Annotated in this window: 27 protein-coding genes; 13 read left to right on the forward strand and 14 right to left on the reverse strand. The window is 64.4% G+C overall.

What is annotated here, in order from left to right:
• Positions 1 to 282 precede the first annotated feature (282 nt).
• Positions 283 to 1,977, forward strand: a complete 1,695-nt coding sequence (locus IYY11_RS16395) for an OmpW family outer membrane protein (RefSeq protein ID WP_196404829.1) — start codon at positions 283 to 285, stop codon at positions 1,975 to 1,977.
• Positions 1,978 to 2,207: 230 nt separating this feature from the next.
• On the opposite strand, the gene IYY11_RS16400 is transcribed toward IYY11_RS16395, so the two are convergent.
• The 6 genes from IYY11_RS16400 to IYY11_RS16425 form a co-directional block, all read right to left on the reverse strand.
• Positions 2,208 to 3,080, reverse strand: a complete 873-nt coding sequence (locus IYY11_RS16400; RefSeq protein WP_196404830.1) for a ParB/RepB/Spo0J family partition protein — start codon at positions 3,078 to 3,080, stop codon at positions 2,208 to 2,210.
• Between the two features lie 64 nt (positions 3,081 to 3,144).
• Positions 3,145 to 3,957: a ParA family protein gene (locus IYY11_RS16405; protein WP_196404831.1), complete on the reverse strand. Its 813-nt coding sequence runs from the start codon at positions 3,955 to 3,957 to the stop codon at positions 3,145 to 3,147.
• Positions 3,954 to 4,589: a 16S rRNA (guanine(527)-N(7))-methyltransferase RsmG gene (locus IYY11_RS16410; protein WP_196404832.1), complete on the reverse strand. Its 636-nt coding sequence runs from the start codon at positions 4,587 to 4,589 to the stop codon at positions 3,954 to 3,956. The genes IYY11_RS16405 and IYY11_RS16410 overlap by 4 nt, the downstream gene beginning before the upstream one ends.
• On the reverse strand, positions 4,586 to 6,439 hold the full coding sequence (gene mnmG / locus IYY11_RS16415) for a tRNA uridine-5-carboxymethylaminomethyl(34) synthesis enzyme MnmG (RefSeq protein ID WP_196404833.1): 1,854 nt from the start codon (positions 6,437 to 6,439) through the stop codon (positions 4,586 to 4,588). Before mnmG ends, IYY11_RS16410 begins: the two co-directional genes overlap by 4 nt.
• A gap of 27 nt (positions 6,440 to 6,466) precedes the next feature.
• The gene (gene mnmE, locus IYY11_RS16420; protein WP_196404834.1) at positions 6,467 to 7,765 is read right to left on the reverse strand and encodes a tRNA uridine-5-carboxymethylaminomethyl(34) synthesis GTPase MnmE; all 1,299 of its coding nucleotides are present in this window, start codon (positions 7,763 to 7,765) and stop codon (positions 6,467 to 6,469) included.
• Entirely contained in the window at positions 7,762 to 8,739 is a 978-nt protein-coding gene (locus IYY11_RS16425) for an aromatic ring-hydroxylating oxygenase subunit alpha (protein WP_196404835.1), read from the reverse strand. Before IYY11_RS16425 ends, mnmE begins: the two co-directional genes overlap by 4 nt.
• A 59-nt stretch (positions 8,740 to 8,798) precedes the next feature.
• Between IYY11_RS16425 and IYY11_RS16430 the strand changes: the two genes are divergently transcribed.
• Positions 8,799 to 9,311 (forward strand): GNAT family N-acetyltransferase, encoded by a 513-nt coding sequence (locus IYY11_RS16430; protein WP_196404836.1) that lies wholly within the window; start codon positions 8,799 to 8,801, stop codon positions 9,309 to 9,311.
• Between the two features lie 49 nt (positions 9,312 to 9,360).
• On the opposite strand, the gene rho is transcribed toward IYY11_RS16430, so the two are convergent.
• Positions 9,361 to 10,626: a transcription termination factor Rho gene (rho, locus tag IYY11_RS16435; RefSeq protein ID WP_018406432.1), complete on the reverse strand. Its 1,266-nt coding sequence runs from the start codon at positions 10,624 to 10,626 to the stop codon at positions 9,361 to 9,363.
• A gap of 313 nt (positions 10,627 to 10,939) precedes the next feature.
• Between rho and IYY11_RS16440 the strand changes: the two genes are divergently transcribed.
• On the forward strand, positions 10,940 to 11,704 hold the full coding sequence (locus IYY11_RS16440) for a hypothetical protein (RefSeq protein WP_196404837.1): 765 nt from the start codon (positions 10,940 to 10,942) through the stop codon (positions 11,702 to 11,704).
• Positions 11,694 to 12,749, forward strand: coding sequence for an amidohydrolase family protein (locus tag IYY11_RS16445; protein WP_196404838.1), 1,056 nt, complete (start codon positions 11,694 to 11,696; stop codon positions 12,747 to 12,749). Before IYY11_RS16440 ends, IYY11_RS16445 begins: the two co-directional genes overlap by 11 nt.
• Positions 12,750 to 12,863: 114 nt before the next feature.
• Here the strand turns inward: IYY11_RS16445 and hemJ are convergent, their stop codons facing one another.
• Both hemJ and hemE read right to left on the reverse strand, forming a co-directional pair.
• Positions 12,864 to 13,283, reverse strand: coding sequence for a protoporphyrinogen oxidase HemJ (hemJ, locus tag IYY11_RS16450; protein WP_196404839.1), 420 nt, complete (start codon positions 13,281 to 13,283; stop codon positions 12,864 to 12,866).
• A gap of 2 nt (positions 13,284 to 13,285) precedes the next feature.
• Positions 13,286 to 14,317, reverse strand: a complete 1,032-nt coding sequence (hemE, locus tag IYY11_RS16455) for a uroporphyrinogen decarboxylase (RefSeq protein WP_196404840.1) — start codon at positions 14,315 to 14,317, stop codon at positions 13,286 to 13,288.
• Between the two features lie 401 nt (positions 14,318 to 14,718).
• Here hemE and IYY11_RS16460 point away from each other — a divergent pair, with 401 nt between their 5' ends.
• Genes IYY11_RS16460 through dnaQ form a run of 3 tightly spaced genes read left to right on the forward strand, consistent with a single transcriptional unit; the run spans position 14,719 to position 16,661 of the window.
• Positions 14,719 to 15,339, forward strand: a complete 621-nt coding sequence (locus tag IYY11_RS16460) for a Maf family protein (RefSeq protein ID WP_409455263.1) — start codon at positions 14,719 to 14,721, stop codon at positions 15,337 to 15,339.
• An 11-nt stretch (positions 15,340 to 15,350) separates the two neighbouring features.
• Complete coding sequence (gene coaE, locus IYY11_RS16465; RefSeq protein ID WP_196404898.1) at positions 15,351 to 15,941, forward strand: dephospho-CoA kinase; 591 nt, start codon at positions 15,351 to 15,353, stop codon at positions 15,939 to 15,941.
• Positions 15,942 to 15,944: 3 nt separating this feature from the next.
• On the forward strand, positions 15,945 to 16,661 hold the full coding sequence (dnaQ, locus tag IYY11_RS16470; RefSeq protein WP_196404842.1) for a DNA polymerase III subunit epsilon: 717 nt from the start codon (positions 15,945 to 15,947) through the stop codon (positions 16,659 to 16,661).
• Here dnaQ and secB read toward each other — a convergent pair.
• Positions 16,658 to 17,146 carry a protein-export chaperone SecB gene (secB, locus tag IYY11_RS16475; RefSeq protein ID WP_029648619.1) on the reverse strand — a complete coding sequence of 163 codons (489 nt, stop codon included), beginning with the start codon at positions 17,144 to 17,146 and terminating at the stop codon, positions 16,658 to 16,660. The genes dnaQ and secB overlap by 4 nt on opposite strands.
• Positions 17,147 to 17,229: 83 nt before the next feature.
• Positions 17,230 to 17,676 (reverse strand): FxsA family protein, encoded by a 447-nt coding sequence (locus IYY11_RS16480; RefSeq protein ID WP_196404843.1) that lies wholly within the window; start codon positions 17,674 to 17,676, stop codon positions 17,230 to 17,232.
• A gap of 114 nt (positions 17,677 to 17,790) precedes the next feature.
• On the opposite strand from IYY11_RS16480, the gene IYY11_RS16485 reads away from it, so the two are divergent.
• From IYY11_RS16485 to IYY11_RS16495, 3 genes are read left to right on the forward strand one after another with little or no spacing between them, the layout of a single operon-like run.
• A complete protein-coding gene (locus IYY11_RS16485; protein ID WP_196404844.1) occupies positions 17,791 to 18,492 on the forward strand; it encodes a Tim44/TimA family putative adaptor protein in 702 nt (233 codons plus the stop codon).
• 2 nt (positions 18,493 to 18,494) lie between these two features.
• The gene (locus IYY11_RS16490; RefSeq protein WP_196404845.1) at positions 18,495 to 19,610 is read left to right on the forward strand and encodes a murein transglycosylase A; all 1,116 of its coding nucleotides are present in this window, start codon (positions 18,495 to 18,497) and stop codon (positions 19,608 to 19,610) included.
• Complete coding sequence (locus tag IYY11_RS16495; protein ID WP_196404846.1) at positions 19,607 to 20,158, forward strand: Smr/MutS family protein; 552 nt, start codon at positions 19,607 to 19,609, stop codon at positions 20,156 to 20,158. The genes IYY11_RS16490 and IYY11_RS16495 overlap by 4 nt, the downstream gene beginning before the upstream one ends.
• A gap of 109 nt (positions 20,159 to 20,267) precedes the next feature.
• Here IYY11_RS16495 and IYY11_RS16500 read toward each other — a convergent pair whose 3' ends face one another.
• The 3 genes from IYY11_RS16500 to IYY11_RS16510 form a co-directional block, all read right to left on the reverse strand.
• Complete coding sequence (locus IYY11_RS16500) at positions 20,268 to 21,671, reverse strand: heme biosynthesis protein HemY (protein WP_196404847.1); 1,404 nt, start codon at positions 21,669 to 21,671, stop codon at positions 20,268 to 20,270.
• A 15-nt stretch (positions 21,672 to 21,686) separates the two neighbouring features.
• Positions 21,687 to 23,072, reverse strand: coding sequence for a COG4223 family protein (locus IYY11_RS16505; RefSeq protein WP_196404848.1), 1,386 nt, complete (start codon positions 23,070 to 23,072; stop codon positions 21,687 to 21,689).
• 66 nt (positions 23,073 to 23,138) lie between these two features.
• Complete coding sequence (locus IYY11_RS16510) at positions 23,139 to 24,008, reverse strand: CoA ester lyase (RefSeq protein WP_196404849.1); 870 nt, start codon at positions 24,006 to 24,008, stop codon at positions 23,139 to 23,141.
• A gap of 159 nt (positions 24,009 to 24,167) precedes the next feature.
• Between IYY11_RS16510 and IYY11_RS16515 the strand changes: the two genes are divergently transcribed.
• From IYY11_RS16515 to IYY11_RS16525, 3 genes are all read left to right on the forward strand, one after another.
• Positions 24,168 to 24,884 (forward strand): carbonic anhydrase, encoded by a 717-nt coding sequence (locus tag IYY11_RS16515; protein ID WP_196404850.1) that lies wholly within the window; start codon positions 24,168 to 24,170, stop codon positions 24,882 to 24,884.
• Positions 24,881 to 25,789 carry a TIGR01459 family HAD-type hydrolase gene (locus IYY11_RS16520; protein ID WP_196404851.1) on the forward strand — a complete coding sequence of 303 codons (909 nt, stop codon included), beginning with the start codon at positions 24,881 to 24,883 and terminating at the stop codon, positions 25,787 to 25,789. The genes IYY11_RS16515 and IYY11_RS16520 overlap by 4 nt, the downstream gene beginning before the upstream one ends.
• A 62-nt stretch (positions 25,790 to 25,851) precedes the next feature.
• Positions 25,852 to 26,337: a MaoC family dehydratase gene (locus IYY11_RS16525; RefSeq protein ID WP_196404852.1), complete on the forward strand. Its 486-nt coding sequence runs from the start codon at positions 25,852 to 25,854 to the stop codon at positions 26,335 to 26,337.
• Positions 26,338 to 26,340 lie beyond the last annotated feature (3 nt).

The following is a 26,340-nucleotide window of genomic DNA, read 5'->3' on the forward strand; positions in this document are numbered from 1 at the left end:
GCAAGGATTACTGTGCGCCGTCTGGCGCGGCAAGCCGCGCACACGCCTAAAATCGCATCTAAGACTCTGTGCACGGCAGCGCCTGCAGCAAAGCTATGTTCGCTATCCCACATGAATCTCAGGGGATTGTTGCCCGATAGCCACAGCGGCCAAGAATGAGCATGCCACAGCCTAATTTTGCATCAGAGTTAGTTGCATTACCAAAAATTTATAGCAACGTGAACGGGACTTCGGCGCCTTCGTCGTCGACCGTCTACCGCAGAATTTAATCCGGGGGTTCCGATGAAGAATTTTGTTCGCGGCGCGCTAGCCGCTCTCGTGGTCGGGAGCGTGGGCGCCGCCGCCCAAGCCGCCGACCTGCCGAGCTATAAGGCGCCGCCGCCGCCGCCGCCGCCTGCGTTCACCTGGACGGGTCTCTACGGGGGCGTCAACATCGGGTACGCCTTCGGCGACAACACTCGGGAAACAGGCGGCCTGGGCTACCTCTCCGGCATTCCGGTGATCGGGGCGGCTCCGCTAGCGCCGCTTGGCTCCACCTGGAGCATCGGGCAAGATCTTCACGGGATCGCCGGCGGCGCTCAGCTCGGCTACAATTATCAGTTCAACCCTTGGCTCGTCCTCGGCGCCGAGGCCGACATCCAGGCCACCGATGCGGTTTCCCACAGCAGGTCGACTCTCGGGCGGTTCGACGCCGCCGGAGGCCACCTGCAGAGCATGAATTCAACGAAGAACGTCGACTGGTTCGGCACTGTGCGCGGACGGATCGGCGTCACCCCGATTTCGATACCCAATCTGATGATCTATGGCACGGGCGGTTTCGCCTATGGCCAAGTCGTCAACAATGTGGGCTTCGCCGATAATTTCCTCAATCTGGGAATAAGCGCCATCGGCCACGGCTATTACGACAACACCAAGGTCGGCTGGACCGCGGGCGGCGGCATCGAATGGTCGCCCTCGATGTTCCCCTCATGGTCGCTCAAAGCCGAATATCTCTACGTCGATCTCGGCTCGACGACCGCCAATTCCGTGCCGCTCAACGCTTTGCCTGGCGTCGCCGCGGGGATTCCGATGTTCGCCGCGACCCACAACTCGCCGACTCGCTTCCAAACGGTTCGCGCGGGCATCAACTGGCACTTCGATCCCTTCGCGGTGGTAGCGCCTTCGAGCGCGGGCGGCGCTCTACCCTCCATCAAGGGACCGCCGCCGGCCTTCGTGGATAGCTATCAGCCGTTTCAGGTGCGCCTGAAGGTCGCCGGCGTCATTCCGCTCAACGGCCATGGCACGGTCTACGACTCGGGCGCCGGATATCCCGGCTTGGGCTCCATTGGCGTGGGCACGGGACTGACCGGGGCTAATGGCGTCATCGCCGGCGCGAGCACCAATACCTCCTCGGCCATCATCCCGATGCTTGACGTGGCCTATTACCTCACCAAGAACTGGGCGATCGAAGCGATCTGCTGCGTCGCGCCCCATCACATCCAGGGCACCGGAACCATTACGAGCGACTTCGCCCGCGCCTGGCTGTTCCCGCCATCCATCATGGCGCAATATCACTTCACCAACATCGGCGCTTTCCAGCCCTATCTCGGCGTCGGCGTGAATTTCACCACCTTCTGGAACACCCGCGTCAACAACGACACCTGGTCGATTCCTTTCGCTCCCGGCTCGCCGCTTGCGGGTGCGCAAGGAGTCCTCGCCACCTTCCAATATGCCACGGTCGCGCCGTCTTGGGGCCCGGTCGGTCAAATCGGCTTCGATTACATGCTGAACGACCATTGGGGTCTGAACGTCGACTTCAAATATATCGGGCTGCACCCGATGGTTCACTCCACCGTCGTCTCATTTGCGCCGGTTGCGGGGGCGGGGCTTAGCGCGATCTTCATCCCGGTCAAGGTGTCCCTGCCGATCAATCCGGTGGTCATCTCGGCGGGCCTCACCTATCGCTTCGGCGGCAGCCTCCTGTCGCCGCTGTTCTAAGGTTAGCAGTCACGTGAAACCGGCCCTTGTGGGTCGGTTTCAGATACAAAACCCCCGGCTCACGCCGGGGGTTTTTTGTTCACGGGGGCATCGCTGGGAAGGCGCGCCAACAGCGATCTAGGAAAGCCGCGCTGCGCCTCGCGGAGCGCCATCGGCGCAGAAAAAAGACGGCGCTATCGATTTGACTCGCACGCCGGACGCCGTTTGACGTCGATGTTGTGACCAGAAAGCTATTGGGTCAGCAGCCGACAAATCGAGTCGAGCTGCTCCAATGATTCGTAGCGAATCCGAAGCTCGCCGCTTTCACCCTTGGAACGAAGTTCGACGCGCATCCCGAGCGCATCGCTCAAGGTCTTTTCGATCGCGCGCGTATCGGCGTCCTTGGCGGAGCGAGTGGCGGCGCTCTTCGAAGGGCGAGCATTCAAGGCGTGGTCCTTCGCCAGTCGCTCCACGTCGCGAACCGTCAACCCTTTTTCGACAATGCGGCGCGCCACCGCGCTGGGGTCCGCGACGGCGAGAAGCGCGCGCGCATGGCCGGCCGAAATCGCGCCTTCGGCCACGAGCTTTCTCGCGTCTTCCGGCAAATTGAGCAGGCGAATCGTATTAGCGATGTGAGACCGGCTCTTGCCGATGATCTTCGCGATGTCGCCGTGGGAATATTCAAACTCAGCGCCGAGCCGCTCATAGCCCTTCGCCTCCTCAATGGCGTTGAGGTCGGCGCGCTGCACATTTTCGATGATCGCGAGTTCGAGCGCTTCCTTGTCGTTCGCCTCATGGATGACGACCGGCACGTCGGAAAGTCCGGCCATCTGCGCCGCGCGCCAGCGCCGCTCGCCAGCGATGATTTCATAGGCGTCGGCGACGCCGAGGATGACGCGCACGATGATGGGCTGGATCACGCCCTTCTCGCGGATCGAAGCGGTCAGCTCGGCCAGATCCTCCTCGCGAAAAGAAATACGTGGATTGCGTGGATTCGGGCGCAAGAACTCGATCGGCGCCGTTCGCGGACCGCGCGGCCGCTCGACCGGCGCGGCGTCCGCGGCGGCGTCGCCGAGAAGCGCCGCCAATCCCCGGCCCAGCCGGCGCCGCGAATCATCCGCCATCTTGAAGGCTCCTTCTTGGTTTTAAGGCTGCTTGGCTCTTTGGGGCTCTTGGACTGCTTAACTCTCAGGCCGCGCGCAAGCGCTTCTCGCGCTGGATCACTTCCGAGGCGAGCTTCAGATAGGCCTGACTGCCCGCGCATTTGAGGTCATAGAGCAGCACCGGCTTGCCATGTGAAGGCGCCTCCGAGACCCTGACGTTGCGCGGGATCATCGTTTGATAGACCTTCTCGCCCATGAAACGACGCACGTCGGCGACGACCTGATTGGCGAGATTGTTGCGCGGGTCGTACATCGTCAGGACGACGCCATGGATCGACAACTTATGGTTGAGAGTCTGTCGAACCTGTTCGACAGTCGAGAGGAGCTGAGACAGGCCTTCCAGCGCGAAAAATTCGCACTGCAGCGGCACAACGACGGCGTCGCTGCTAGCTAAGGCATTGATCGTCAAGAGATTTAGCGATGGCGGGCAGTCGATCAGAATATAGCTGTAACGCCGCTCATCATCGTGATCGGCCGCCAGCTCGGCGAAGGCGCGCTTCAACCTGTAGGCGCGATCCTTGTCATTGGCGATTTCGAGCTCGACGCCAAGAAGATCGAGCGTCGACGGCGCGATCGAGAGCCGCGGCACGGCCGTCGCGACGATCGCGTCGGCGAGGCTCGATTCGCCGAGCAGCACGTCATAGGTGGAAATCGTTCGTTGGTGACGGTCGACGCCGAGTCCCGTCGACGCATTGCCTTGCGGATCGAGGTCGATGACGAGAACTTCCTCGCCGACCGCCGCGAGCGCGGTGCCGAGATTGATGGCGGTGGTCGTCTTGCCCACGCCGCCCTTTTGATTGGCCAGCACAAAAATGCGCGGCGAAGCGGAAGCGGTCACTGGGGAGCCTTGTGCTTGACGACGACGACTCGCGCGCCCTTACGGGTGCGGCTGTCCGCCGATTCGCAGCTCAAGCTACCGAGCGCCTCAACCGCGGTCAATTCGTCTCGCCACTCTTCCCCCTTTAAAAACACGCCAAGGGCGCCTTTTTTTAGTGGCGCTTCGGCAAGTTGCACGAGACGGGAAAGCGGCGCGAGGGCGCGTGCGCTGACGCCGCCGACTTCGGCGGCCAGATTGGGCAGAACGCTTTCGATCCGCTCAGCATGAATGACCACCGGCGCTCCTGTTTCACGTGAAACAGCCCGCAGAAATCCAGCCTTGCGCTGATCGCTCTCGATCAAATGAACCACGGCGCCCGGCGTCAACTTCAACAAAAGCGCCGTCACCAGCCCGGGAAAGCCTGCGCCTGACCCCAGATCCGCCCAGCGCCTGATGTGAGGCGCGGCGGCGTGAACCTGCGCCGAATCGGCAAAGTGCCGCAGCCATACGTCGCCGAGCGTCGCCGAGGAGATCAGATTGATCTTCGCCTGCCAGCGCCGCAGCAAGGATTCGTAGATCTCAAGCTCCGCTACAATCGGTTTAAGTTCCGGGAAGAGTTGGCGCGCCTCTTCCCGGCTAGATCTGTCTCTCACGCGCGGCGCGCCCGCGCCGCCAGCAGCGTCAACGCCGAAGGCGTCATGCCGTCGATCCGCTGCGCCTGGCCGATGGTGCGCGGCCGCAGATAGCTCAATTTTCCGCGCAATTCCGCGGAGAGCCCGGCGATCGCCGCATAATCCAGCCCATCCGGCAGCGCCAGGCGCTCGTCGCGTCGATACGCGTCGATATCGGCCTGCTGACGGTCGAGATAGACGGCGTAATGCGCCTCGGTTTCGATCCGCTCCGCAGTTTGCGGGTCAATTCCGCTCAACTCGGGCCAGATCGACGCGAGGCGATCGAGGGTGATGTCCGGAAACGACAGCAGCGCAAAGGCGCTGCGGCGCAGCCCGTCCTGATTGACCGGCAGCCCGTGCCGGCGCGCGGCCGCCGAGGTCAATTCGCGCGTCTGCAGCATCGTTCGCGCCGCCTGCAGGCTGGCCGCGCGAATGGCGTGATGCGACGCCCGATCAGCGCCGACGCACCCAATCTCAATCCCTCGCGGCGTTAAGCGCTCGTCGGCGTTGTCGGCGCGCAGGGACAGGCGATATTCGGCGCGCGAGGTGAACATGCGGTAGGGCTCAGCGACCCCCCGTGTGACGAGATCGTCGACCATCACGCCGAGATAGGCTTCGGCGCGATCGAGGACGATCGCAGCCGTTCCGGCGGCGTAGCGCGCCGCATTAATCCCGGCGAGCAGCCCCTGCGCGGCGGCTTCCTCATATCCCGTCGTGCCGTTGATCTGCCCGGCGAAGAAAAGTCCGCGAAAACGCTTAGTTTCGAGGGCCGCCGAGAGTTCGCGCGGATCGACATAGTCATATTCGATCGCATAGCCCGGCCGCAGAATGCGGGTCTCCTCAAGCCCAGGAATGGCGTTGATGAAGGCCTGCTGGGTCGCGAGCGGCAGCGAGGTCGAAATGCCGTTCGGATAGACGGTTTCGTCGTCGAGCCCTTCCGGTTCGAGAAAGATCTGGTGGGCGTCGCGATCGGCGAAGCGCGTCACCTTGTCCTCGATCGAGGGGCAATAGCGCGGTCCCGGGCCGGAGATGGCCCCCGTGCGCATTGGCGAGCGATGCAGATCATCGAGAATGATCCGATGCGCGGCCGGCGTCGTGCGGGTGACGCCGCAGGCGATCTGGCGGTTCGCGATCGCCGTCGTCAGATAGGAGAAGGGCTCGGGCGTCGGGTCGCCCCATTGGACTTCGAGAGCGTCCCAGCGGATGGAGCGCCCGTCGAGCCGCGGCGGCGTGCCGGTCTTCAGCCGCGCGACCGCAAAACCGGCCGCCCGCAACCGTCGACTCAGTCCGTTGGATGGCGCATCTCCCATCCGACCCGCGGGCGTGCGCTCATCGCCGATATGGATCACGCCGCCGAGAAACGTGCCGGTGGCGACGACGACGGACGCGGTCCTGACCTCGCCCTCGGGGGTGACGACGCCGCAAACCGCGTCACCTTCCATCAGCAGATCTTCGACGGAGGCCTCGACGATCGTCAGATTTACCGTCTCCTTCAGCGCCGCCTGCATCGCCGCGCGATAGAGCTTGCGGTCGGCCTGGGCGCGCGGACCACGCACCGCCGGGCCCTTGGAGCGGTTGAGCACGCGGAACTGAATGCCGGCGGCGTCGGCGACCCGCGCCATCAAGCCGTCGAGGGCGTCGATCTCCCGCACCAGCTGGCCCTTGCCGAGCCCGCCGATCGCCGGATTGCAGGACATTTCGCCGATTTTTGCGCGGCTCTGGGTCACCAGCGCGGTGCGCGCGCCAAGACGCGCCGCTGCCGCCGCTGCCTCGCAGCCGGCGTGTCCGCCGCCGATCACAATGACGTCGAAATGCTTCATCTCGGAATTCATGGCTTGGCCTGTTTCACGTGAAACATATCATTTGCCAATACAAAAACGCGAGAAAACCGCGTCAAGAATTTCCTCGACATCGACGGCGCCGACGATCCGCCCCAGCGCCTGGCTGGCGCGGCGCAGTTCCTCGGCCTGAAGCTCGAGCGCCCCGCCGCCAGCCAGTATAGAGTCAATACTTTCAACGGCTTGCTCCAACGCATGGCGATGCCGTTCTCGCACGATCAGCGACGCCGCCCCGTCGCCCATTCGCGCCCGCGCGCGTGCTTCAATTGCTACAGCCAACGCCTCAAGCCCCTCGCCGCTTAAGGCGCAGACGCCGATCGCGCCTTGAGGCGCTGGCGTCAGATCGGTTTTGGTCGCGACGCGGATCATTTCAATTTCGTCGTGCGGCGGCGCCTCCGCTGAATCCGACAGCCACAGCGCCAGGTCGGCGGTTTCGACCCGCGCGAGCGTCCGATCGACGCCGATCCGCTCAATCGCGTCGGCCGCCTCGCGCAGACCTGCGGTGTCGATCAATGTCACCGGCAATCCGCCGATATCGAGATGCGCCTCGATCATATCCCGCGTCGTGCCGGGGATCGGCGAGACGATCGCGAGGTCGCGCCGCGTCAGGGCGTTGATCAGCGTCGACTTGCCGACGTTTGGCCGCCCCAGAATCATGACGAGAAAGCCTTCGCGCATGCGCTCCGAGGCTGGCGCGAGCTGCAGCGCCGCGCGCAAGTCCACGGCAAGCGGCGAAAGCAGCGCGCCGAGCCGAGCCGGCGAAAACACCCCGACATCCGCCTCGTCGCTGAAGTCGAGCTCTGCCTCAACAAACGCCAGCGACTCCACCAGCGCCGCCCGCCAGCCCTCGACCTTCCGGCGCAACGCGCCGCCCGCCACCCGCAGCGCCTGTCGCCGCTGCGCCTCGGTTTGCGCATCGACCAGATCCGCCAGCGCTTCCGCCTGCGACAGATCGAGCTTGCCATTGGCGAAGCTGCGGCGCGCGAATTCGCCGGGTTCGGCCGGCCGCAGGCCCGGGAGCCGATGCAAAGCGGCAAGTGCGCCCTCGACGACGGCGCGGCCGCCATGCAGCTGCAGCTCGGCGTAATCTTCTCCCGTTGACGACGCGGGACCGGGATAGAACAGCGCGATCCCCCGATCCAGCATTTCCCCGGTCTCGGGATCGCGCAAAATCGCAAAGCTCGCCTGCCGCGGCGCCGGCAGCTTGCCGGCGAGCGCCTTGAGCGCGTTCCCTGCCCCCGGCCCCGAGATCCGGATCACGGCGATCGCGGCGCGCCCAGGCCCGGTGCCGAGCGCGAAGATCGTGTCGGGCGCCGTCACGGGGCGACGGACTCGCCGCGGCGCGGCGGGGAAACACACGTTCCCAGCAGCCGGTCGCGATAGATTTTGCGAAACGCCAGGGTCGGCGCATCGGTGCGCACGGACGCCTCCTCGGCCGCCGGCGGAACCATGGGCGGCAAAGAGGATTCAACGATCGCCTGATCCTCGCGGGCGATCCGCCGGTTCATCCAGCGGAAGGCGAAATCGAAGAGCGACGCGCGCGCGAAACTGCGCACGGTCAGCAGCCAAAGGCGGGTCGTCTGCTCGTCTTCGGGAATGCAGGCGACCATGAGCCGAAAGGTTTTCCCCGGCGGGTCGATGAAGAGCTCCATCACATTGGGGAAACGATAATCCATATTGCCAGCGCGGGGCGCGCCGTCGACGCTCGCGCAAATGCGTCCGCCATAGGGCGTCGCCTCGAAGGTCATCTCCAGCCTGCCCGCGCCGACGTGCTTAGAAAGATCGCGCCCGATTGTGCTGCGGTGCACAAAAGGCAGATGCGGACTGTCGAGCATGTTTTCCATGACCCGCGTCCAATGCGCCTTCCAGACTACCGATTGATCACACAGCGTGACGCCCTGCGACGCCATAAGCGTTTGAGATGTCAAAGGTTCTTCGACGGGATCGACGCCCGTGTAGAGCCACAGCAGACCGCCGGACTCGCGGCACGGCAAGCCGACGGCGCTCAAGTTTTCGCGTTTGGCGTCGGGGTTCCACGGAACGTGGCAGTTGCGGCCCGCGCCGTCGAAGCGCCAGCCATGGAAGGGACATTCGATGACGCCCTTCTCGACGCGGCCGAGCGACAAAGCCACGCCGCGATGCGGACAGCGATCGATGAGCGCGCAGGCCTTGCCGCCAGCGTCCCGGAAGAAGACCACACGCTCGCCGGCGACGCGCATCGCCAGCGGCGCGTCGCGCTTCAAGTCGCGCGCCAGGCCGACCATCGTCCACACATTGGCGAAATCCTTGAACATACGCGCCGCTTATTTCCTTCGCCGCTGGAATTCGCAAGGCCTGTCCGGCACAAAGACATATGCGAACGCAAGCAATATGTCGCCGGCTCACCGGCTCCGATGCGGAGCTCTTTCAAGCCTTGCGACTTGAGAGCTTTACATTGGAGCCCCGCGCCTTTCGCTTCGCGCCGGAAGATGAGGCGCATATCTCGCTAGACGCGGTCGCCGCACGCCTTCAGCGCGACTTTGTCATCGGCGCGTTCAGCGCAGAAGATTCGCGAATGATTGGCGTTGGCGGATTGGCGTGGAGCGACGGCGTGAAGACGCGCCATAAGGCGCTGCTCTACGGCATGTATGTGAAGTCCGCTGAGCGCGGATCGGGCGCCGCCGACGCGATCATGAAAGGAATGATCGACGAGGCGCGCGGCAGCGTCGAGATCGTCACGCTTACCGTCGTCTCGACGAATTTTCGCGCGCTGCGCTTCTACGAACGATGGGGGTTTCGCGCCTATGGCGTCGAAGAGCGCTCAGCGAAAAACGGCGACGGCGATTATCTCGATGAAACGCTGATGGCGCTGCGTTTCAACGCGTAAAACAGGCGACAAGACGAGAGCCGATGAGTCGGCTCATCGCCTATCGCCGTCACGTATTCATCGAATCGAAGAAGCCCAGATTGTTCTTCGTCTCGCGCAGCTTTCCGAGCAGGAATTCGATCGCGTCGACCGTCCCCATCGGATTGAGGATACGGCGCAGCACATACATCTTCTTGAGGATGTCGGGCGCGACGAGCAGCTCTTCCTTGCGGGTGCCGGAGCGGGTGATGTCCAGCGCCGGGAAAATCCGCTTGTCGGAAACCTTGCGGTCGAGAATGATCTCGCTGTTGCCGGTGCCCTTGAACTCTTCGAAGATGACTTCGTCCATGCGCGAGCCCGTGTCGATCAAGGCCGTCGCGATGATCGTCAGCGAGCCGCCTTCCTCGATATTGCGCGCCGCGCCGAAGAAGCGCTTGGGCCGCTGCAGCGCGTTGGCGTCGACGCCGCCGGTCAGCACCTTGCCGGATGACGGCACCACGGTGTTGTAGGCGCGCCCGAGCCGCGTGATCGAATCGAGCAGGATCACCACGTCGCGGCCGTGTTCGACGAGACGCTTCGCCTTCTCGATCACCATTTCGGCGACCTGCACGTGGCGCACCGCCGGCTCGTCGAAGGTCGAGGAGACGACCTCGCCCTTCACCGAACGCTGCATGTCCGTGACTTCCTCGGGCCGCTCGTCGATGAGCAGCACGATGAGATAGCACTCGGGATGATTGGTCGTGATCGACTGCGCGATATTCTGCAGGAGCACGGTCTTGCCGGTGCGCGGCGGCGCCACGACCAGCGCGCGCTGCCCTTTGCCGATCGGCGCGACGAGATCGATGATGCGCGACGAGAGATCCTTGCGGGTCGGGTCTTCGATCTCGAGCTTGAGGCGCTCGTCCGGATAGAGCGGCGTCAGATTGTCGAAGGGCACCTTGTGGCGCACCTTCTCGGGATCTTCGAAATTGATGCTGTTGACCTTTAAGAGCGCGAAATAGCGTTCGCCCTCTTTCGGGCTCCGGATCATGCCCTCGACCGTGTCGCCGGTGCGCAGCCCGAACTTTCGGATCTGCGAGGGCGAGACGTAAATGTCGTCGGGACCGGCGAGATAATTCGCGTCCGGCGACCGCAGGAAGCCGAAGCCGTCCTGCAGCACTTCGACGACGCCGACGCCGACGATTTCGACGTCGCGACTCGCGAATTGTTTCAAAATTGCGAAGAGGAGCTCCTGCTTGCGCAGGAGAGAGGCGTTCTCGACTTCATGCTCTTCGGCAAAAGCGAGGAGCTCGGCAGCGGACTTGGCCTTCAAGTCCGAAAGTTTAATTTCCCGCATTCAGGAGGAACCTTGGGTATTACTGGCGCGCAGATGGAAACGAGCCGGAGAGAAGAGGTGTGGCGGGGGAGACGGCCTTCGGGGAGCGCCGGCGAAAATCCGGCGATGCCGCTACAAGCAGACACGGGCCTCAGAGGGATAGGGTTCACTTAGACAATTTCCAGACATGAATCAAGAGTTCCGTTAAAGCGGCCCTATCGCGCCAAACGGGCCGGCGCCGCTGGCGAAGCAGGACTGGCGCAGCCGAACTTGGGCGCCGCATAATCTTTTCCCCTTTGCTCATCTCACCCCTCTTTTGCTCATGGGACTTCAGATGTCCGCCATCACTCTCGCTCGCTATCCGGTTCGAATGGACGGCGAAACCGCCGACGTCGGCGACGCCGAGGAGCTTGTCATCCTTCTCGACGTTCTCAACGGCCGCCGCGACCGGGAGGTTCTCACGCAGCTGCATCCGCATTTGCCGCAAATCATTCGCAAGCCTTCGGACCTGCCGCTGCTGATGCGCGGGCTCGGTCGCGACGACCAGATCTTCCTCGTCGAGGCGATGGGCGATTCCCTGGCCGACGCTCTGCAGACCGCGCGTCACCTGCGCGAGCTGCTGGCGACGATCGTAGAGCCGCAAGTCAGATTGAGCGTCATCGAGACTCTTGGCGGACCAGGATTGCGCAAACTTATCGTCACAGCGCGGGACCTTTCAGGCGCTTTGGAATGGACCTATGCGCACCGCAGCCGTCGGCTTCTCGAACTTCTCGGCGCCGATTATCTGCGCCGCCTCATCCGCCATGGCGACGATCTGGCGCTCGCGTTAAACGCTCTTGCCGAAGACGCTCAACGCGCGCTGTTCGACAGCATCGGATTCGCGCGCGTCCCGGAGTTGACGCGCAACGCGCGCGATCTGGCGCTGCTGCTGCGGGCGCTCCCGCCCGCCATCAGCGCGACTCTGCTTGATCAATTCGATCGCCGACAGCTCGTCGAGATCATCGGCGATCGCCGGGCCTGGCTTTACCTCTACAATCGAATCAGGCCGGACGAGGCCGTCCAGTTGCTCGCCAAGCTCGGAGCGGACAATGCCCTATGAACCATCGCGTATTTCGCGCCGCAATTCGCAAAACGTCGGTTCGCTTGCGCGGCTTCGCGGCAGCAGCCGCCGGATGATCGACGCGCATCTTCACGTCGTCGATTTCGTCCAGGAGACGCCAGGCGGACCGGCGCTCATCGACCACATGGATCGCGCCAACGTCGATAAGGCGGTGATCTTCGGACTGCCCGTACGCAAGCTATGGAACGAATACGACCGCGAGCCGCCAGACTATTATCTCGCCAATGACGCGCACTGCTATTATTACGCCTATACGGACGTCATCGTCGCCGAAATGGTGCGCGCTCTCCCCGCAGAGCATCAGAGCCGACTCTATCCGTTGATCTGCGGCTTCAATCCAGTCGATCGCTACGCCATTCGTCATGTCCAGCGGCTATATGAGCAATATCCCGACGTGTGGAGCGGCATTGGCGAAATGCTGTTGCGCCACGATGATCTCACCGCCTTCTCCTTCGGCGAAAATGCGCGCGCCAATCATCGCGCGCTCTACCCGATCTACGAATTTGCCGGCCACTACGACCTTCCGGTGCTGTTGCATCAAAACGTCACGGCCGTTTCGAAGGGCGATCATCCCGTCTATCTCTTCGAACTTGAAGCGGCGCTGCGCGAATTTCCGCGCACGCGCTTCATCTTTGCGCATTGCGGCATGTCGCGGCGCGTGAGTGCGCCCTTCTATTATCAGATGGTCGAACGGCTGCTCGACCAATATCCTAACGTCTGCGTCGATTATTCATGGGTGATCTACGACGTCGCCATCTGCCCCGATTCCGCGCCTGACGAAAATTGGCTGGCGCTCACCGAACGTCATAGCGAGCGCATTTGTTTGGGCTCCGACCTCGTCGCCAAATTCGAACGCTTGGGACCAGAACTCCAACGCTACGACGTTTTTCTCGACGAGCTGAGCGACAAGGCCTGCGCGGATCTCTGCTGGCGGACCGCGGAGCGCATCTATGGCGCCAACAAGGGCAAGGTGAATGGCGTCGCGCGGCCGATCGCGCCCGACTGGGAGAAGATCATCGCCTAGAGCGCTTCCCGATCACATGGACTCATGTGATCGATAGGAATCGCTCAACATCGAAATATTGGAGCAGGTTCTCATCGAAAACGTCTGTCAACTTTTTCGGAACCTGCTTGAGAGTCAGAACGGCTTGACGATCACCAGAATAACGACGCCGATCATCAGCAAGGTCGGCACTTCATTGAAGATGCGATAGTAGCGCGGCGAATGAACATTGGCGTCCGCCGCGAAACGGCGCATCAGCGCTCCGTCATGAAGATGCGCGGCGGTCAGCAGCACGACGAGCGTCGCTTTCGCATGAAACCATCCTGACGACAGCGCCCCGCCCTCGATCGCCAGATAGATGCCGCTTATCCAGGCGACGAGCATCGCCGGCGTCATGATGTAGCGATAGAGCCGCCGCTCCATGATCTTGAACGTCTCAGAGAGCGTCCCCTCGCCCGCGCTGGCATGGTAGACGAAGAGACGCGGCAGATAGAGCAGCCCCGCCATCCACGAGATGATGGCGATCACATGCAGCGCCTTGATCCAGACGTACATCGTCAGGCTCCCCGTCGAACGCGCGCGACAAGCCGCTCGACGTTTTCGATCGGCGTCTGCTGCAAGATGCCGTGACCAAGATTGAAAATATGCGGACGGCCTTCGAAGGCGGCGAGAATCGAATCGACTTCGCGGTCGAGCCCTTCTCCGCCCGCGACAAGCACGAGCGGGTCAAGATTGCCTTGCAGCGGCACATTCGACTCGGTGTGCGCAACGGCCCATGCGGGATCGAGCGCCGTATCGATGCCGTAAGCATCCGCGCCGATCGTCTGCGTGAGCCTGGGCAGATACGCGTCGGCGCCGCGTATGAAGGCGATCACCGGCGTTTGCGGATGGCGCGCTTTGACGCCTTCCACGATCCGCCGGACCGGTTCCGCCGACCAGCGCTGAAATTCATTTGCCGGCAAGACGCCGGCCCAGCTGTCGAAGATCTGCACGACCTCGACGCCGGCCTCGATCTGGCGCGCGAGATAGTCGATCGACGCCTCAACGACGCGATCGATCAGCTGCGCGAAAGCGTCGGGATAACGATAGGCGAACAGTCTCGCCGGCGCCTGATCGGGCGTGCCCTGCCCGGCGATCATATAGCTCACCACCGTGAACGGCGCGCCGCAAAAGCCGATGAACGCCACGTCCGAAGGCAACGCCGTTTTGACAAGATCGATCGTCTCGAACACCGGCGAAAGATGCTCGATCTTAAACTGACCGAGCCGCTGCGCCTGCTCCGGGGTTTCAATCGGCTCCAGCCGCGGACCCGAGCCGCTCTCGAAGGAAACCCGTTGGCCCATGGCGTCGGGCACCACAAGAATGTCGGAGAACAAAATCGCCGCGTCGAAGTGAAAGCGCCGGATCGGCTGCAGGGTCACGTCGGCCGCCTTCTGCGGCGAATAGCAAAAATCGAGGAAGCTCTTCGTCGTCGCGCGAACCTCCCGATATTCGGGAAGGTAACGGCCCGCCTGACGCATCAGCCAGAGCGGCGGAACGCTTCGCACCTGTCTGCGCAGAACCGAAAGAAGCGCCTTCTCTTCCGCCATCGCGTTCGCTCCGTCTGTCGTCCTCGACAAGCGGGGTAGCGCGAAACGCCATTAAAACAAAATTCATTTTAATAAGAATTGATTCTTCAGTTGTATCGCGTAGCGGACAAAAGTTAATTTTCATTAACCAGTCGCCCACAGGCGACCCGCGAAGACCCGGTCGCTGAGGCCGTAGCGGGAAAAATTCAGACAGCGAATGGAATCATGGACGTATCGGTCGTTCTCGGCGCAAGAGATTGTGGATGGCCTGTGAATCCCTCCTGTACCGGCGCCGGCGGGAATCCGTTCGACAGGGCTTCTCCTGTTGAGCGTTTGGGGACTCTGTGCCCGCTAACCGAAGCGGAGCATTTTTTGACCGCGTTTTATCCCCGCTCTTCGGCTTTCGCGGGAGGGCTGTGGACGTGACCGGTAAGGCAACATCGACCTTCTGGCGCGAATCGGCGCCGCTGATTCTCGCCTCCAAGAGCGCCGGCCGGCGGCAGGCGCTGCTGCATTCGGGCGTTCCTTTCGAGTCGATTCCGGCGGATGTCGACGAACGGGCGATCGAATCGCGGCTCGACGGCGCCGACGCCGACGCGATCGCCTCAGCGTTGGCGCGCGCCAAGGCGCTCGCCGTTTCCGCTGACGGCCGGCTCGTGCTCGGCGCGGATCAGGTCGCAAGCTGTGAAGGCAGGATTTTCGGCAAGCCGGCGGATATGCGTGACGCCGAAGCGCTGCTGCGGTTCCTCTCCGGCCGCCGGCACCGCCTGCATTCGGCGATCGCTTTGGCGCGCGACGGCGCCGTGGTCTTTGCGACGGTCGGCGTCGCCGACCTCACCATGCGCGCGCTGAGCGAAGATTTCATCGCCGCTTATCTGTCGGCGGTCGGAGAGAATGCGCTGACGTCGGCCGGCGCCTATCAGATCGAAGGCCTGGGCGCGCAACTCTTCTCGAAGGTGGAAGGCGATTACTGGACCATCATGGGCCTTCCGCTGCTGGCGCTTCTCGAGGCGCTTCGGCGCGAGGGGGCGCTCCTGTCGTGACACAGCCAAAGATGCTGCGTGTGGGGCTGACCGGGTCGATCGGCATGGGCAAGTCGACGACGGCCGACATGTTTCGCGCCGAAGGCGTCGCGGTTCTCGATTCCGATCGGCTTGTACATGACCTCTATAAGGGTCCGGCGGTCGCCGAGATCGAGCGCGCGTTTCCCGGCGTCGTCGTGAATGGCGTCGTCGATCGTCCGCGGCTCGCCGCCCGCGTTCTTGACGATCCCGCGGCGCTCAAGCGTCTGGAAGCGATCGTGCATCCGATGGTGTGGGCGGCGCGCGACGCTCTGATCGAAGAACGCCGTAGCGCGGGCGACCGCATCGTCGTCTTCGACATCCCGCTGCTCTTCGAAACCGGCGCCGAAAAGGAGTTCGAGGTCATCGTCGTTGTCACCGCGCCGGAAGATGTGCAAAAGGCGCGCGTTCTTGCCCGGGACGGCATGACGGCGGAGAAATTCGCGTCCATTCTGTCGAAGCAGACGCCTGATTCAGAAAAGCTCGCCCGCGCCGATTTCGTGGTCCATACCGACCAGGGTCTGGACGCAGCGCGCGAAGAGGTGCGAAACATTGTGAAAGCGCTTGAAGCGCGGCTCGGGTGAAAAATGCGGGAGATCGTTCTCGACACTGAAACGACGGGGCTCGATCCGTCGAGCGGCCATCGCGTGGTTGAAATCGGCGCGGTCGAGATCTCCAATCTCATCCCCACCGGCCGCTATTTTCATTGCTATGTCGATCCACAGCGCGACATGCCGGACGAGGCGTTCCGGGTGCATGGCCTCTCGCGTGAGTTTCTAGCGCAGCACAAGATCTTCAAGGAAATCGCCGCCGAATTTCTCGACTTTATCGAGGATGCGCCGCTGGTCATTCACAACGCTGAATTCGATACGCGTTTTCTCAACGCCGAATTCGCCTTCATGAATTTGCCGCCGCTCGGCGGCGCGCGCATCATCGACACGCTCGCCATGGCGCGCCGCCGCCACCCTGGCGGCCCAAATTCTCTCGACGCCTTGTGTCAGCGCTACGCCATCGATCTCTCGCGGCGCGAGAAGCATGGCGCCCTGCTCGACGCCAATCTCCTCGCCGAGGTCTACGCCGAGCTTTGCGGGGGACGGCAGTCGGCGCTGTCGCTTCAGACCGTTCAGGCGGTGCGCATCGCCGCCTTGAACGATCTGCTGCGCCGTCGCCCCGAGCCGCTCGCGCCGCGGTTAAGCGCGGCCGAAGTGACGGCTCACTCTGTCTTTGTCGCGACGATCAAATCCCCGATCTGGGACCGTTATCTCGCAAGCGACGAAGACGCGGCGCCGAGCGTCGCTGGTTAATTGCCCTGGGTCGCGCTCTGGACGCCCGCTTCGGCGGCCTTTTGCTGATAGAGCGCGACGAAGTCGATCGGATCGATATAGAGCGGCGGATAACCTCCCTTGCTCGTCGCGTCGGCCACAAGCTGGCGCACGAAGGGAAACAGCATGCGCGGGCATTCGATCATCACGATCGGATGCACCTGCTCTTCGGGAATGTTCAACAGTCGGAACACGCCGCCATATTCAAGGTCGAGCTTGAAGAGGAGTCCGTCTCCCTCGCCAGCCTTGCAGTCCAGCATCAGACTGACTTCGAAGTCGGTCGGCGCCAGCTGTTTGGCGTTGACGTTGACCTGAATCGAGATGTTCGGCGCCTTCTCCTGCGCGCCGAGCGAACGCGGCGCATTGGGATTCTCGAAGGAGAAATCCTTCAGATATTGAGCAAGCGAATTGAGGGCCGGAGCGCCGCCCGGCGCTCCTTGCGCGCCGTTGCCATTGGTGTCGGTCATGTAGGATCTCCAGCAAAGCCGTTGTCATGAGAATTCGCGCCCGCCTAACACGTCTGTCAGAAGCGAACAAGGCGCAGCGCCCGTCACTGCTTCGGAGCGGTTCGCCGTGGGCGACGCGCGTCGCGCCGCCATTCGCGCGGGTCGAGGTCGATGAGCCGCGGGTCTGCGTTCCCGGACCGCGCCCGCAGCCGCCGCGCCAGGCTCTGCCGCACCGACGGGGATTTCAGCGCCAGTCCGACGAAATCCGAGGCGAAGCCTGGAAGAATGAGCAGGATCGAGGCGAGCGCCTGCATCGCTGCGTCAAGAAAGGCCCCGTCGTGCAGGGCGGAGCTTTCGCCTTTCGCCTTGGCGGCCAATCCGGCGCGGACAAAATCGAGGAGGCGCCGCACGTCGGAGAGGCCGAGCAGCGAAGCGCCGACGGCGAGCGCGATCGCCGCGAGAAGCCCGACGGCGCGGACGACAAGCGCGAAACACAGTATCTCCAGCACGATCCATGTTGCGAGGACGGCGCCGACAAGCTTAGATTTCACCGAATCATCCGATCTTTGCGGCCGCACCCGCCCGCGGCGATACGTCCGCCCCTTGATTCGTGACATGTACGAAGCGACATGATAGCCGACGACAAATTTATTCGGGAGTTGCCAATGCCGGCCTCCGGCGATCTCTTCGATCCCAGCCTTATCGTTTTCGCGGCGCTCGCGGTTTTCGTCATCTGGAAGCTGCGCTCGGTGCTCGGCATGCGGGTGGATCGCGAAACGCCGCCCCCGGCGCGCTTCGCGGCGCGCGGTCCGGCCCCTGCGGCGGTCGCCGCGGCGCCCGGCGTCGCGCCGATCGCCGAGGCGCCGTCGCGCCCGACTGGCGCCGAGCGCTGGGAGGGCGTGGCTGAGAAAGGCGTCGCTTCCGCCTGGAGCGGCCTCGACGCGGTGGCGGCGTCGGACCCGAATTTTGACGGCAAATCTTTCGTCGGCGGCGCGCGCCGCGCCTATGAACTTATCGTCACGGCCTTCGCCAAGGGGGATAGCGAGACGTTGAAGCCGCTTCTGGCGCAGGACGTTTTCGACGGGTTTTCGGCGGAGATCGCCCGGCGTGAGCAGCAGGGCGAAAGCATGGAGACCGCCGTGGTCGCGATCGACTCGGCGACGGTCGACGCCGCCCGCGCCGTTGGCGGTCGCAATGAGGTGACCGTCCGTTTCGTCGTTCGACTGATGAGCGTGCGACGTGACCAGGCCGGCGAAACGATCGACGGCGGGCAGACGCGCAAGGTCGTCGAGCGCTGGACCTTTGCGCGCGACGCCAAGGCGAGCGATCCCAACTGGAAACTCGTCGCGACGCAAACCGAAGACTGAGCATGTCGCGGAAGGCGCCGCAGTTTTCCGCTTCCGATCTCCTGCAAGACATAAAATTCGAAGAGATCGACGGCTTTGCTGCCGACGATCTCACCGCCGCCTTCGCCGCCTTCCGACGCTCCGCCGAGATCATCGACGCCAAGGCGCAAGAGCAACGCGGCGCCGTCGCGCCTCCCCCTTCGCTCGCCGCCGCCGCCCGCGCGGCGCTCGTCGCCATCGAACATCCTGGCCGCTTCTTTCAGGACTGGTTTCGCCCGCACGCGATAAAGGCGCCGGGCTTCGTCACCGCCTATTATGAGGTGGAGGTCGACGCCAGATTGGCGCCCGAGCCGGGCTTCACGACTCCGGTCCTGTCGCGTCCGCGCGATCTCGTCACGCTGAACGACTCGCCGCTCTCGCTGCCCACCGGCGAGACGCTGACCAGCGCGCGCCGGCAGGCCGATGGCGCGCTCGTGCCCTATCCCGATCGGCGCGCGGTTGAAGAGGAGGGCGCGGCGCCGAGCGCGCATCCTCTCGCCTATGTCCGCGACGCCGTCGAATTGTTCCTCATCCAGGTGCAGGGTTCTGCGCGGCTGCGACTGCCCGGCGGCGCCGTCATGACGCTGACCTATGCGGGGCGCAACGGCTGGCCCTATACGTCCGTTGGCCGGCTGATGATTGAGCGCGGGCTGGTCACGAAAGCCGAGATGTCGCTCGATCTGATGAAGGAGAAGTTGCGGCGGCTCGGCGCCAATCCCGGCGAAGCGGGTCGCCGGCTGATGCAGGAGAACCGTTCCTATGTGTTCTTCGAGATCGATGCGTCTGAGCGGCGCAGGATCGGACCGATCGGCGGGCAGGGCGCGCCGCTGACGCCGTTCCGGTCGATCGCCGTCGACCGCTCGATCTGGTGCTACGGCCTGCCCTTCTGGATCGCCGCGCGAATTCCATGGCAAGGAGAGTCGGATACGCCATTTCGTCGACTGATGATCGCGCAGGACACTGGATCTGCCATAATTGGTCCTGCGCGCGCCGATCTTTTTTTCGGCGCGGGCGAAGCCGCGGGTCGGCGCGCCGGGGACATCCGGCACGCCGCCGAAATGATCGTGCTGCTGCCGAAGGACGTGGGGGACGATCCGTGAGCGAGGAGAATTCCCGCCGATATGCGCGCCGGCTGTCGCAGGCCGAGGCCGAGCTCTGGACAATAGCGACGGCTGACGTTCGACCTGCGCGGGCGCGTCCAAGAAAGCACGTGTCGCCGACGCCGGCGGCCGAAGGCCCCGCGCCTTCGGGGCCTTCGGGACCTTCGGTGGTCGGCGACCGCCCAGCGGCGCCGAAGCCTCCGCCGCGGCCGATCGACATCGACCCCCGCACCTTCGTGAAGATCAAGCGCGGACGGATTGACGTCGACGCCAAGCTCGACCTTCACGGGCTACGGCAGGCGGAGGCGCAGCGCTCGCTAACGGCCTTCCTGCGCCGATGTCAGGCGAATGGCGCGCGAATCGCGATCATCGTGACGGGCAAGGGGCTGACGCGGGACGAAGGCGGCGTGCTGCGGCGCGTCGTGCCGATGTGGCTCGAAGCGCCCAATTTGCGCGACGTCGTCGTGGGATTTGGCGAAGCCGCGCGCCATCATGGCGGCGAAGGCGCGCTCTATGTGCGCATCCGCCGCGCCGATCGCGGGCGGTAGGGCAGGTTCCGAAAAAGTTGACAGACTTTTTCGATGAGAACCTGCTCCAATACTTTTATTTTGAGCGATTCCTTATCGATCACATGGTTCCATGTGATCGGAAAGCGCTCTAAGCCTGCTGTCCGGCCGCGCCCGAGACCTCGGCCGAAGGCAGCGCCACGGGTTCGGCGGGGCGGGTCAAAAAGGCGGCCGGAATGTTGGGCTTGCCTTCTTCGGTCAGATGTTGCGCGGAGTCCGGCGGCGGCTTCCATTCGAAGGCGTCGAGCCGGCCGGTGACCGGCGAAATCGGCAGCCAGTTCTTGGAGACGACGCCGTCGGCGATCCAGACAGGATCGCGCGGCGCGCGCGAGCCGCGGGCGAGCCATTCGCGCACCGGACCTGACGGTCCCTGCTCTCCGTCTTCGATCTCCGCCATCAGCAGACAGGTGTGCGCCGTCGGATGATTTTCGGCGGCGAGGAGCGGCGCGAGCGCGGCGCGCGCCTTGGCGAAATCGCGCGCCGACAATGCGACCTCGGCGACGATATGCCGGCTCTCCGGCGCATTGGGGGCGGCGCGGGCGAGCCTTTCCACCCGCGCGAGCTTCGTCGTATTCGATTCGCCCGACAGCGCCTCAAGATAAGCGGCGGCGAGGTCAGGATGCGGTTTCGTCGCCCAGACCGTTTCGATCAGCTTCAGCGACTGCTTCTGGTCGCCATGGCGGGCAAGCACCCGCGCCGCGGCGACGGCGGCGGGCGCGAAGCCCGGCCGGCGCTTCAACGCCTGGCGGGCGAGATGGAGCGCGTCATGCGGATGGTCGCGCTCCTTTTCCATCGCCATGGCGGTTTCGATTACGGCGCGGAGGTTCTGCGCCGTCGGCGCGTCGATCGCCTTGGCGGTAAGACTGGCCTCGATCGCTTCGCGCGCCTTCTGCCAGTCGCCCTGCGCGGCCAGATGTTCGAGCATCGCGGCGCCCGCCCAGGGCACTGGCGCGATGTCATGCGCCTCCTTGGCGAAATGATGCGCGGCGTCCGCGTCCTCGCGGCGGCGCGCCTCGATATGCAGCCCGCGGAGCCCGAGCAGCTTGGTCTCCGGCTTCAACGTCATCTTGTGGAAGGTCTCTTCCGCAACCCGCCGATCGCCGGCGAGCTGCGCGGCCTGGGCCTTCAGCACCTGTGTGAGCGACTCGCCTGGCAGCAGCCGTTCGGCGACGTGCGCGGCCTTGCGGGCGCGGGCGGCGTCGCCGGAGCCGACGGCGATGAACCCCTGCGAAAGCGCATCAAATCCCTTATCCCGGCGCTTCGTTCGCGACCCGCCGCTCCAGCGGCCAGGCAGCCGCAGCACCGCCATGGCGATCGCCCAAAGGACGACCGTCGCGGCGATGATCAGCAGCAGACCCGCCACCGCCACCGGTATCGACGCTTCAAACTGGTAGCCGGCGAAATCCAGCGTCAGCGAACCGGGCTGTTCGATCAGCAATTCGAGGCCATAGGCGACCGCGGCAAGCGCGATGATGAAGAAAAACAGAAACAGCATGGCGATGGATCCCGCTTAGTCCTTCGTTGCGCCGAGCGCGGCGATCGCGCCATGCAGCAGATCGTCGGCCGCCCGTCCGGCGTCGACGCGGGCGCGCAAGGTCGCGCCGAAATCTTTGGCTTCGTTCTGGGCCGCTTCGGGGAGCGCCGCGAAAACCGCGCTCGCCTGAGCAAGGTCGCCATGGGTCAGCGCCGCCTCGATGTGAGCGACTTTTTCCTCCACCGTCAGAGCCTCGGTCGTCGGCGCTTGACCCGAGGGACGAACGCGCACGAGCTTGCTGGCGCCCTTCATCAAATGCTCCGTAAGATCGCCGGACGCGCCGCTCTCGAGCGCGTGAATGCGCTTGGCGGCGGGCGCGAAGTCCGCCTTCAATTGCGCGGCGGTCGGGGCGCCCTTTTCGGCCAATGGCGAGAGGGCCGCCAGCGCGGCGGGATCGGCGCCGAGCCGCGTCAGCGCCTTCGTCTCGAGCGCATAGGGCCGGCCGGCCTCCAGCTCGCGCTGAAGCGCAAAGGCGACGACCACGATCGCCGCCGGGCCGTCGGGAGTCTTTGCCGCCGTGGCCGCCGTGGCTTCTGGCGCCGCGCGCGTCTCGCCCTTCGAAGACTCGAGGCGCTCGCGCAGCGCCTTGGTCTCATTCCCGAGTTCGTCGATGCGGCCTTCAAGCGCCGTCACCTGCTCGCTGGCGGTGAGCGCCCCGGGTTCGCCCTGTTCGGCGGAGGCTGCGGGAGTTGCGGGAGCTTGGCTCGCCTTTGCCGCCGCTTCGGCGGTGGTCTTGGCGGCGCCGGCGGCCGCCTGGGCGGCTTCGGCGGCGCGCAAGGCGCGTTGCGCCAGCTCTTCGGCCGAATCGACGCGGCTCTGCAACGCTGCGACCGCCGCCTTTTGCGATTCGATTGTCGCCTTCTGTGAGTCCATTGCGGCGTTAGGCGCCGGCGTGGGCGCCGCCAGCGGCGTCGGTTCGACCGCCGGTTCGGCGGATTTCACGGGCGCGGTGGTGGGAGGCGTGGAGGGCGGGGGCGCTTCCGCGCTGCTCGTGGCCGACTCGCTTGGCGGGGCCTCGAGCGGGACCGTCGTCGTCTGCGCCGGCTCGGTCTCGCCGATGAGCGACGCGGCGCGATCCTTCAATGCGCCTAAGGCGCCGGTCGCCTGATCCACATAAGGTTCGGCATAGTCCGCGACGACTTTCAGTCGCTCGTCTCGATCCTTGAACGCGATCGCCGCATAAAGAGCCGCGCCCGCGACGAGCGCGAGCAGCAGCAGCGTCGACGCCAGCCGGCCGAAGAAGGAGCGCCGCTTAGGTCGAACCGCCGGCGAAGGCGGCGGTTCAGAGGGCGATTCTGCAAAATCGATGGGCGCTTCCGAAGGTTCGACGCGCTTCGGTTCTTCGTCGTTCGGCAACACCATTGGCTAATCCTTGCTGTCCCGCATCCTTATAGTTGATGCGCTCGGCGCCCGCAAAACAGGCGGCCGTCAGCCCGACGCCTCGACAAGCTGCAACGTGCGGCGCGCAATGTCGAGATGCAGACGTTCGACCATCTTCCCGTCGATCTGCACCACGCCCTTGTCGGCGTTTTCCGGTTCGTCGAACACGGCGATGATCCGGCGGGCGAAATCGACCTCCTCGGCGCTCGGCGCAAAAATTTCATTCACCGCACCGATCTGGCCCGGATGAATGAGCATTTTCCCGTCGAAGCCGAAGTCGCGGCCCTGCGCCGCTTCGCGCCGCAGGCCGTCGAGATCGTTGAAGTCGTTGTAGATCCCGTCAATGATCTCGATGTTGTGGACCCGCGCCGCAAGCACGCCGGCCGAGAGCCAGGATAACAGCGCCGGCCGTCCGGGCGTGAGCCGCGCGCGCGTCGATTTGGCGATGTCGTTGGGACCAAGCACCAGAACCTCGAGTCGCGAAGCCCGATCGTCTGCGGCGCTGGCGATTTTTTCGATGTCCAGGACGGCGCGCGGAGTCTCGATCATCGCCCAAAGGCGCGTCTTATACGGCGCGCCGGCGGCGACGAGATCGGCGGCCGCCTTCAAAATTTCGTCGCGCGAATTGACCTTGGGAATGACGATTCCGTCTGGGCCGAGCGGCGCGATGGCGGCGATGTCGGGCTTATACCACTCGGAGCCGCGGGCGTTGACGCGCACGACGAGTTGCCGCGCGCCATAGCCGCCGTCGGCCACCGCCGCCGCGACCTGCGCCCGCGCCGTCGCCTTGGCGGATTCCGCGACCCCGTCTTCAAGTTCGAACATCAGGACGTCGGCGGCGAGCGTTTTGCCCTTCTCCAGCGCCCGGGCGTTCGAGCCCGGCATCGCCAGCACGCTGCGCTTTAGTCGGGAAATCATTCAAAACTCCGGTATCGAAACGATTGGGCCTGCTCTTGACCCCGCCGCGTGATCTACACAATAACCCCGGGGTCCGCCATCCGCCTGGGCCAAGGCGGGCCCGGTTGAGGCGAACTTGGCCAAAGCGGATCTGGTCGAGGGGCGCGAGGGGAACGTTAAATGGCGGATCACGAGCAGTCGTACGGCGCGGCCGGTCTGCCGGAAACGCTCGTAGAGGGCTATGAGTCCTTCGTTCGCGGGCGTTTCCTGGCCGATCACGACCGATTCGAAGAATTGGCGGTCAGGGGCCAGACGCCCAAAACGATGATCATCAGCTGCTGCGATTCGCGCGTCGCGCCCGAGACCATCTTCAACGCGGGCCCCGGCGAGCTTTTCGTCCTGCGCAACGTCGCGGCGCTGGTGCCGCCTTACGAGCCTGACGATCACTATCACGGCGCTTCCGCGGCGCTCGAATACGCCGTCATGGCGCTGAAGGTGACGGACCTCGTGGTGCTCGGCCATGGGCAATGCGGCGGCGTGCGCGCCTATGCGGAAATCGCCGCCGATCCCGACGCGCCGCGTCTGAGCCACAGCGACTTCATCGGCGACTGGATCAAAATGCTTGGCCCCGCGGCTGATCGCCTGGGCGTTCGGCCAAATCCCAAGGACGCCGCCTATGTCGAGCGGCTGGAATTCGAGTCGGTGAAGCAGACGCTGCGCAACTTGCGCTCCTTTCCCATGATTCAGGTGCTCGAACATCACCGGCATCTGCGGCTGCACGGCGCGCTGTTTCGAATCATGGACGGGCGATTGTTCTTGCTCGACGAATCGACCGGGCTCTTCAATCCGGTCTGCGATGGAGCCTACGCCGCCGCTTTCGCCGAGGCGCGCTTTTGAGGGCAGGCCCCTCGCCAGACCGCGACCGCGTGCCGTTCATCGCCGGCCTGCGCGACATCGCGAACGGGTATGATGCGATTCTGTGCGATGGCTGGGGCGTGCTGATCGACGGCCGGCGCCATTTCCCGGAAGCCGCCGAAGCCCTGCGGCGGTTCCGCGCGCAAGGCGGAACCGTCGTGCTGATCACCAACGCCTCGCGTCCCGACGAGGAAGTGCGCCGCCAGCTCCTCGGCCTTGGCGTGCCGCAGGATTGTTTCGACGATCTCCTCTCGGCGGGAGAGCTGGCGCTGCGCGAAATCGTCGCGCGCGATGGACAGGCGGTCTACCACCTGGGCCCCTCGCGCGACGACGGTCTGTTCCGCGCGGCCGCGCGGCGTCTCGGCGCGCCGGTCATGCGCGTCGGGCCGGAAGCCGCCGATTACATCGTCTGCACGGGCCTCTTTGACGACCGCAACGAAACGCCCTCGGACTATGACGAAGAGCTCGCGGCGCTGAAGGCGCGCGACCTGACGATGCTGTGCGCCAATCCCGATATTGTCGTCGCCATCGGCAATGATCTCGTCTACTGCGCCGGCGCCATCGCCGAACGCTATGCGGCGATCGGCGGCCGCGTTCTGACCTTGGGCAAGCCCCACGCCCCGATCTACGCCGCCGCCTTGGAACGGCTCAAGAATTTGCGCGGCGGCGATGTCGACAAGGCGCGCACCCTGGCGATCGGCGACGGCGCCTTCACCGACCTTGCCGGCGCGGGCCGCGCCGGGCTCGACTGCCTCTTCATCATCCATGGCGTGCATCGCGCCGAGCTGCATCCCGGCGGCGGCGCGCTTGACGAAGCGGCGCTCGATTCGCTCTTCGCGCGCGCCGGCGCTCGTCCTAAGGCTTTGGCTCGCGAGCTTTTCTGGTAAAAGGGGGCTGCACAGGCCTCATCTGCGGTCACGATCCGCGACGCAACTTTCCGGTGGCTTCCATGTCGACGCCGTTCAAAATCTACTATTTCGAGGATCTGAGCGTCGGCATGCGCGAGACGCTGATGAAGGCGGTGATGGATGACGACGTGATCGCCTTCGCCGATCTTTCCGGCGACCGCAATCCGATTCATCTTTCCGATCACTTCGCCTCGAAGACGCGCTTTGGCGAGCGCATCGTGCATGGCCTGTATACGGCGTCGCTCATTTCGACGGTCATCGGCATGTATCTGCCTGGCCCCGGCGCCGTCTATCTGTCGCAGACCCTCAATTTTCGCGCGCCGGTGAAGATCGGCGACGTGATCACCGTCATTGTCGAGGTGGTGGAGCTGATCGAGAAAGGCCGGCGCGCCAAACTCAAATGCGAATGTCTCGTCGACGGCAAGGTCGTGCTCGACGGCGAGGCTTTCGTCATGGTGCCGAGCCGCGAGCAGGTGATGCGCGTCGCGTCGCCAGCGCCAGCAGAGGTGAAGCCGGCGTCCGCTTAGATC

This window comes from Methylocystis sp. H62, from assembly GCF_015709515.1.
Taxonomy (GTDB): domain Bacteria; phylum Pseudomonadota; class Alphaproteobacteria; order Rhizobiales; family Beijerinckiaceae; genus Methylocystis.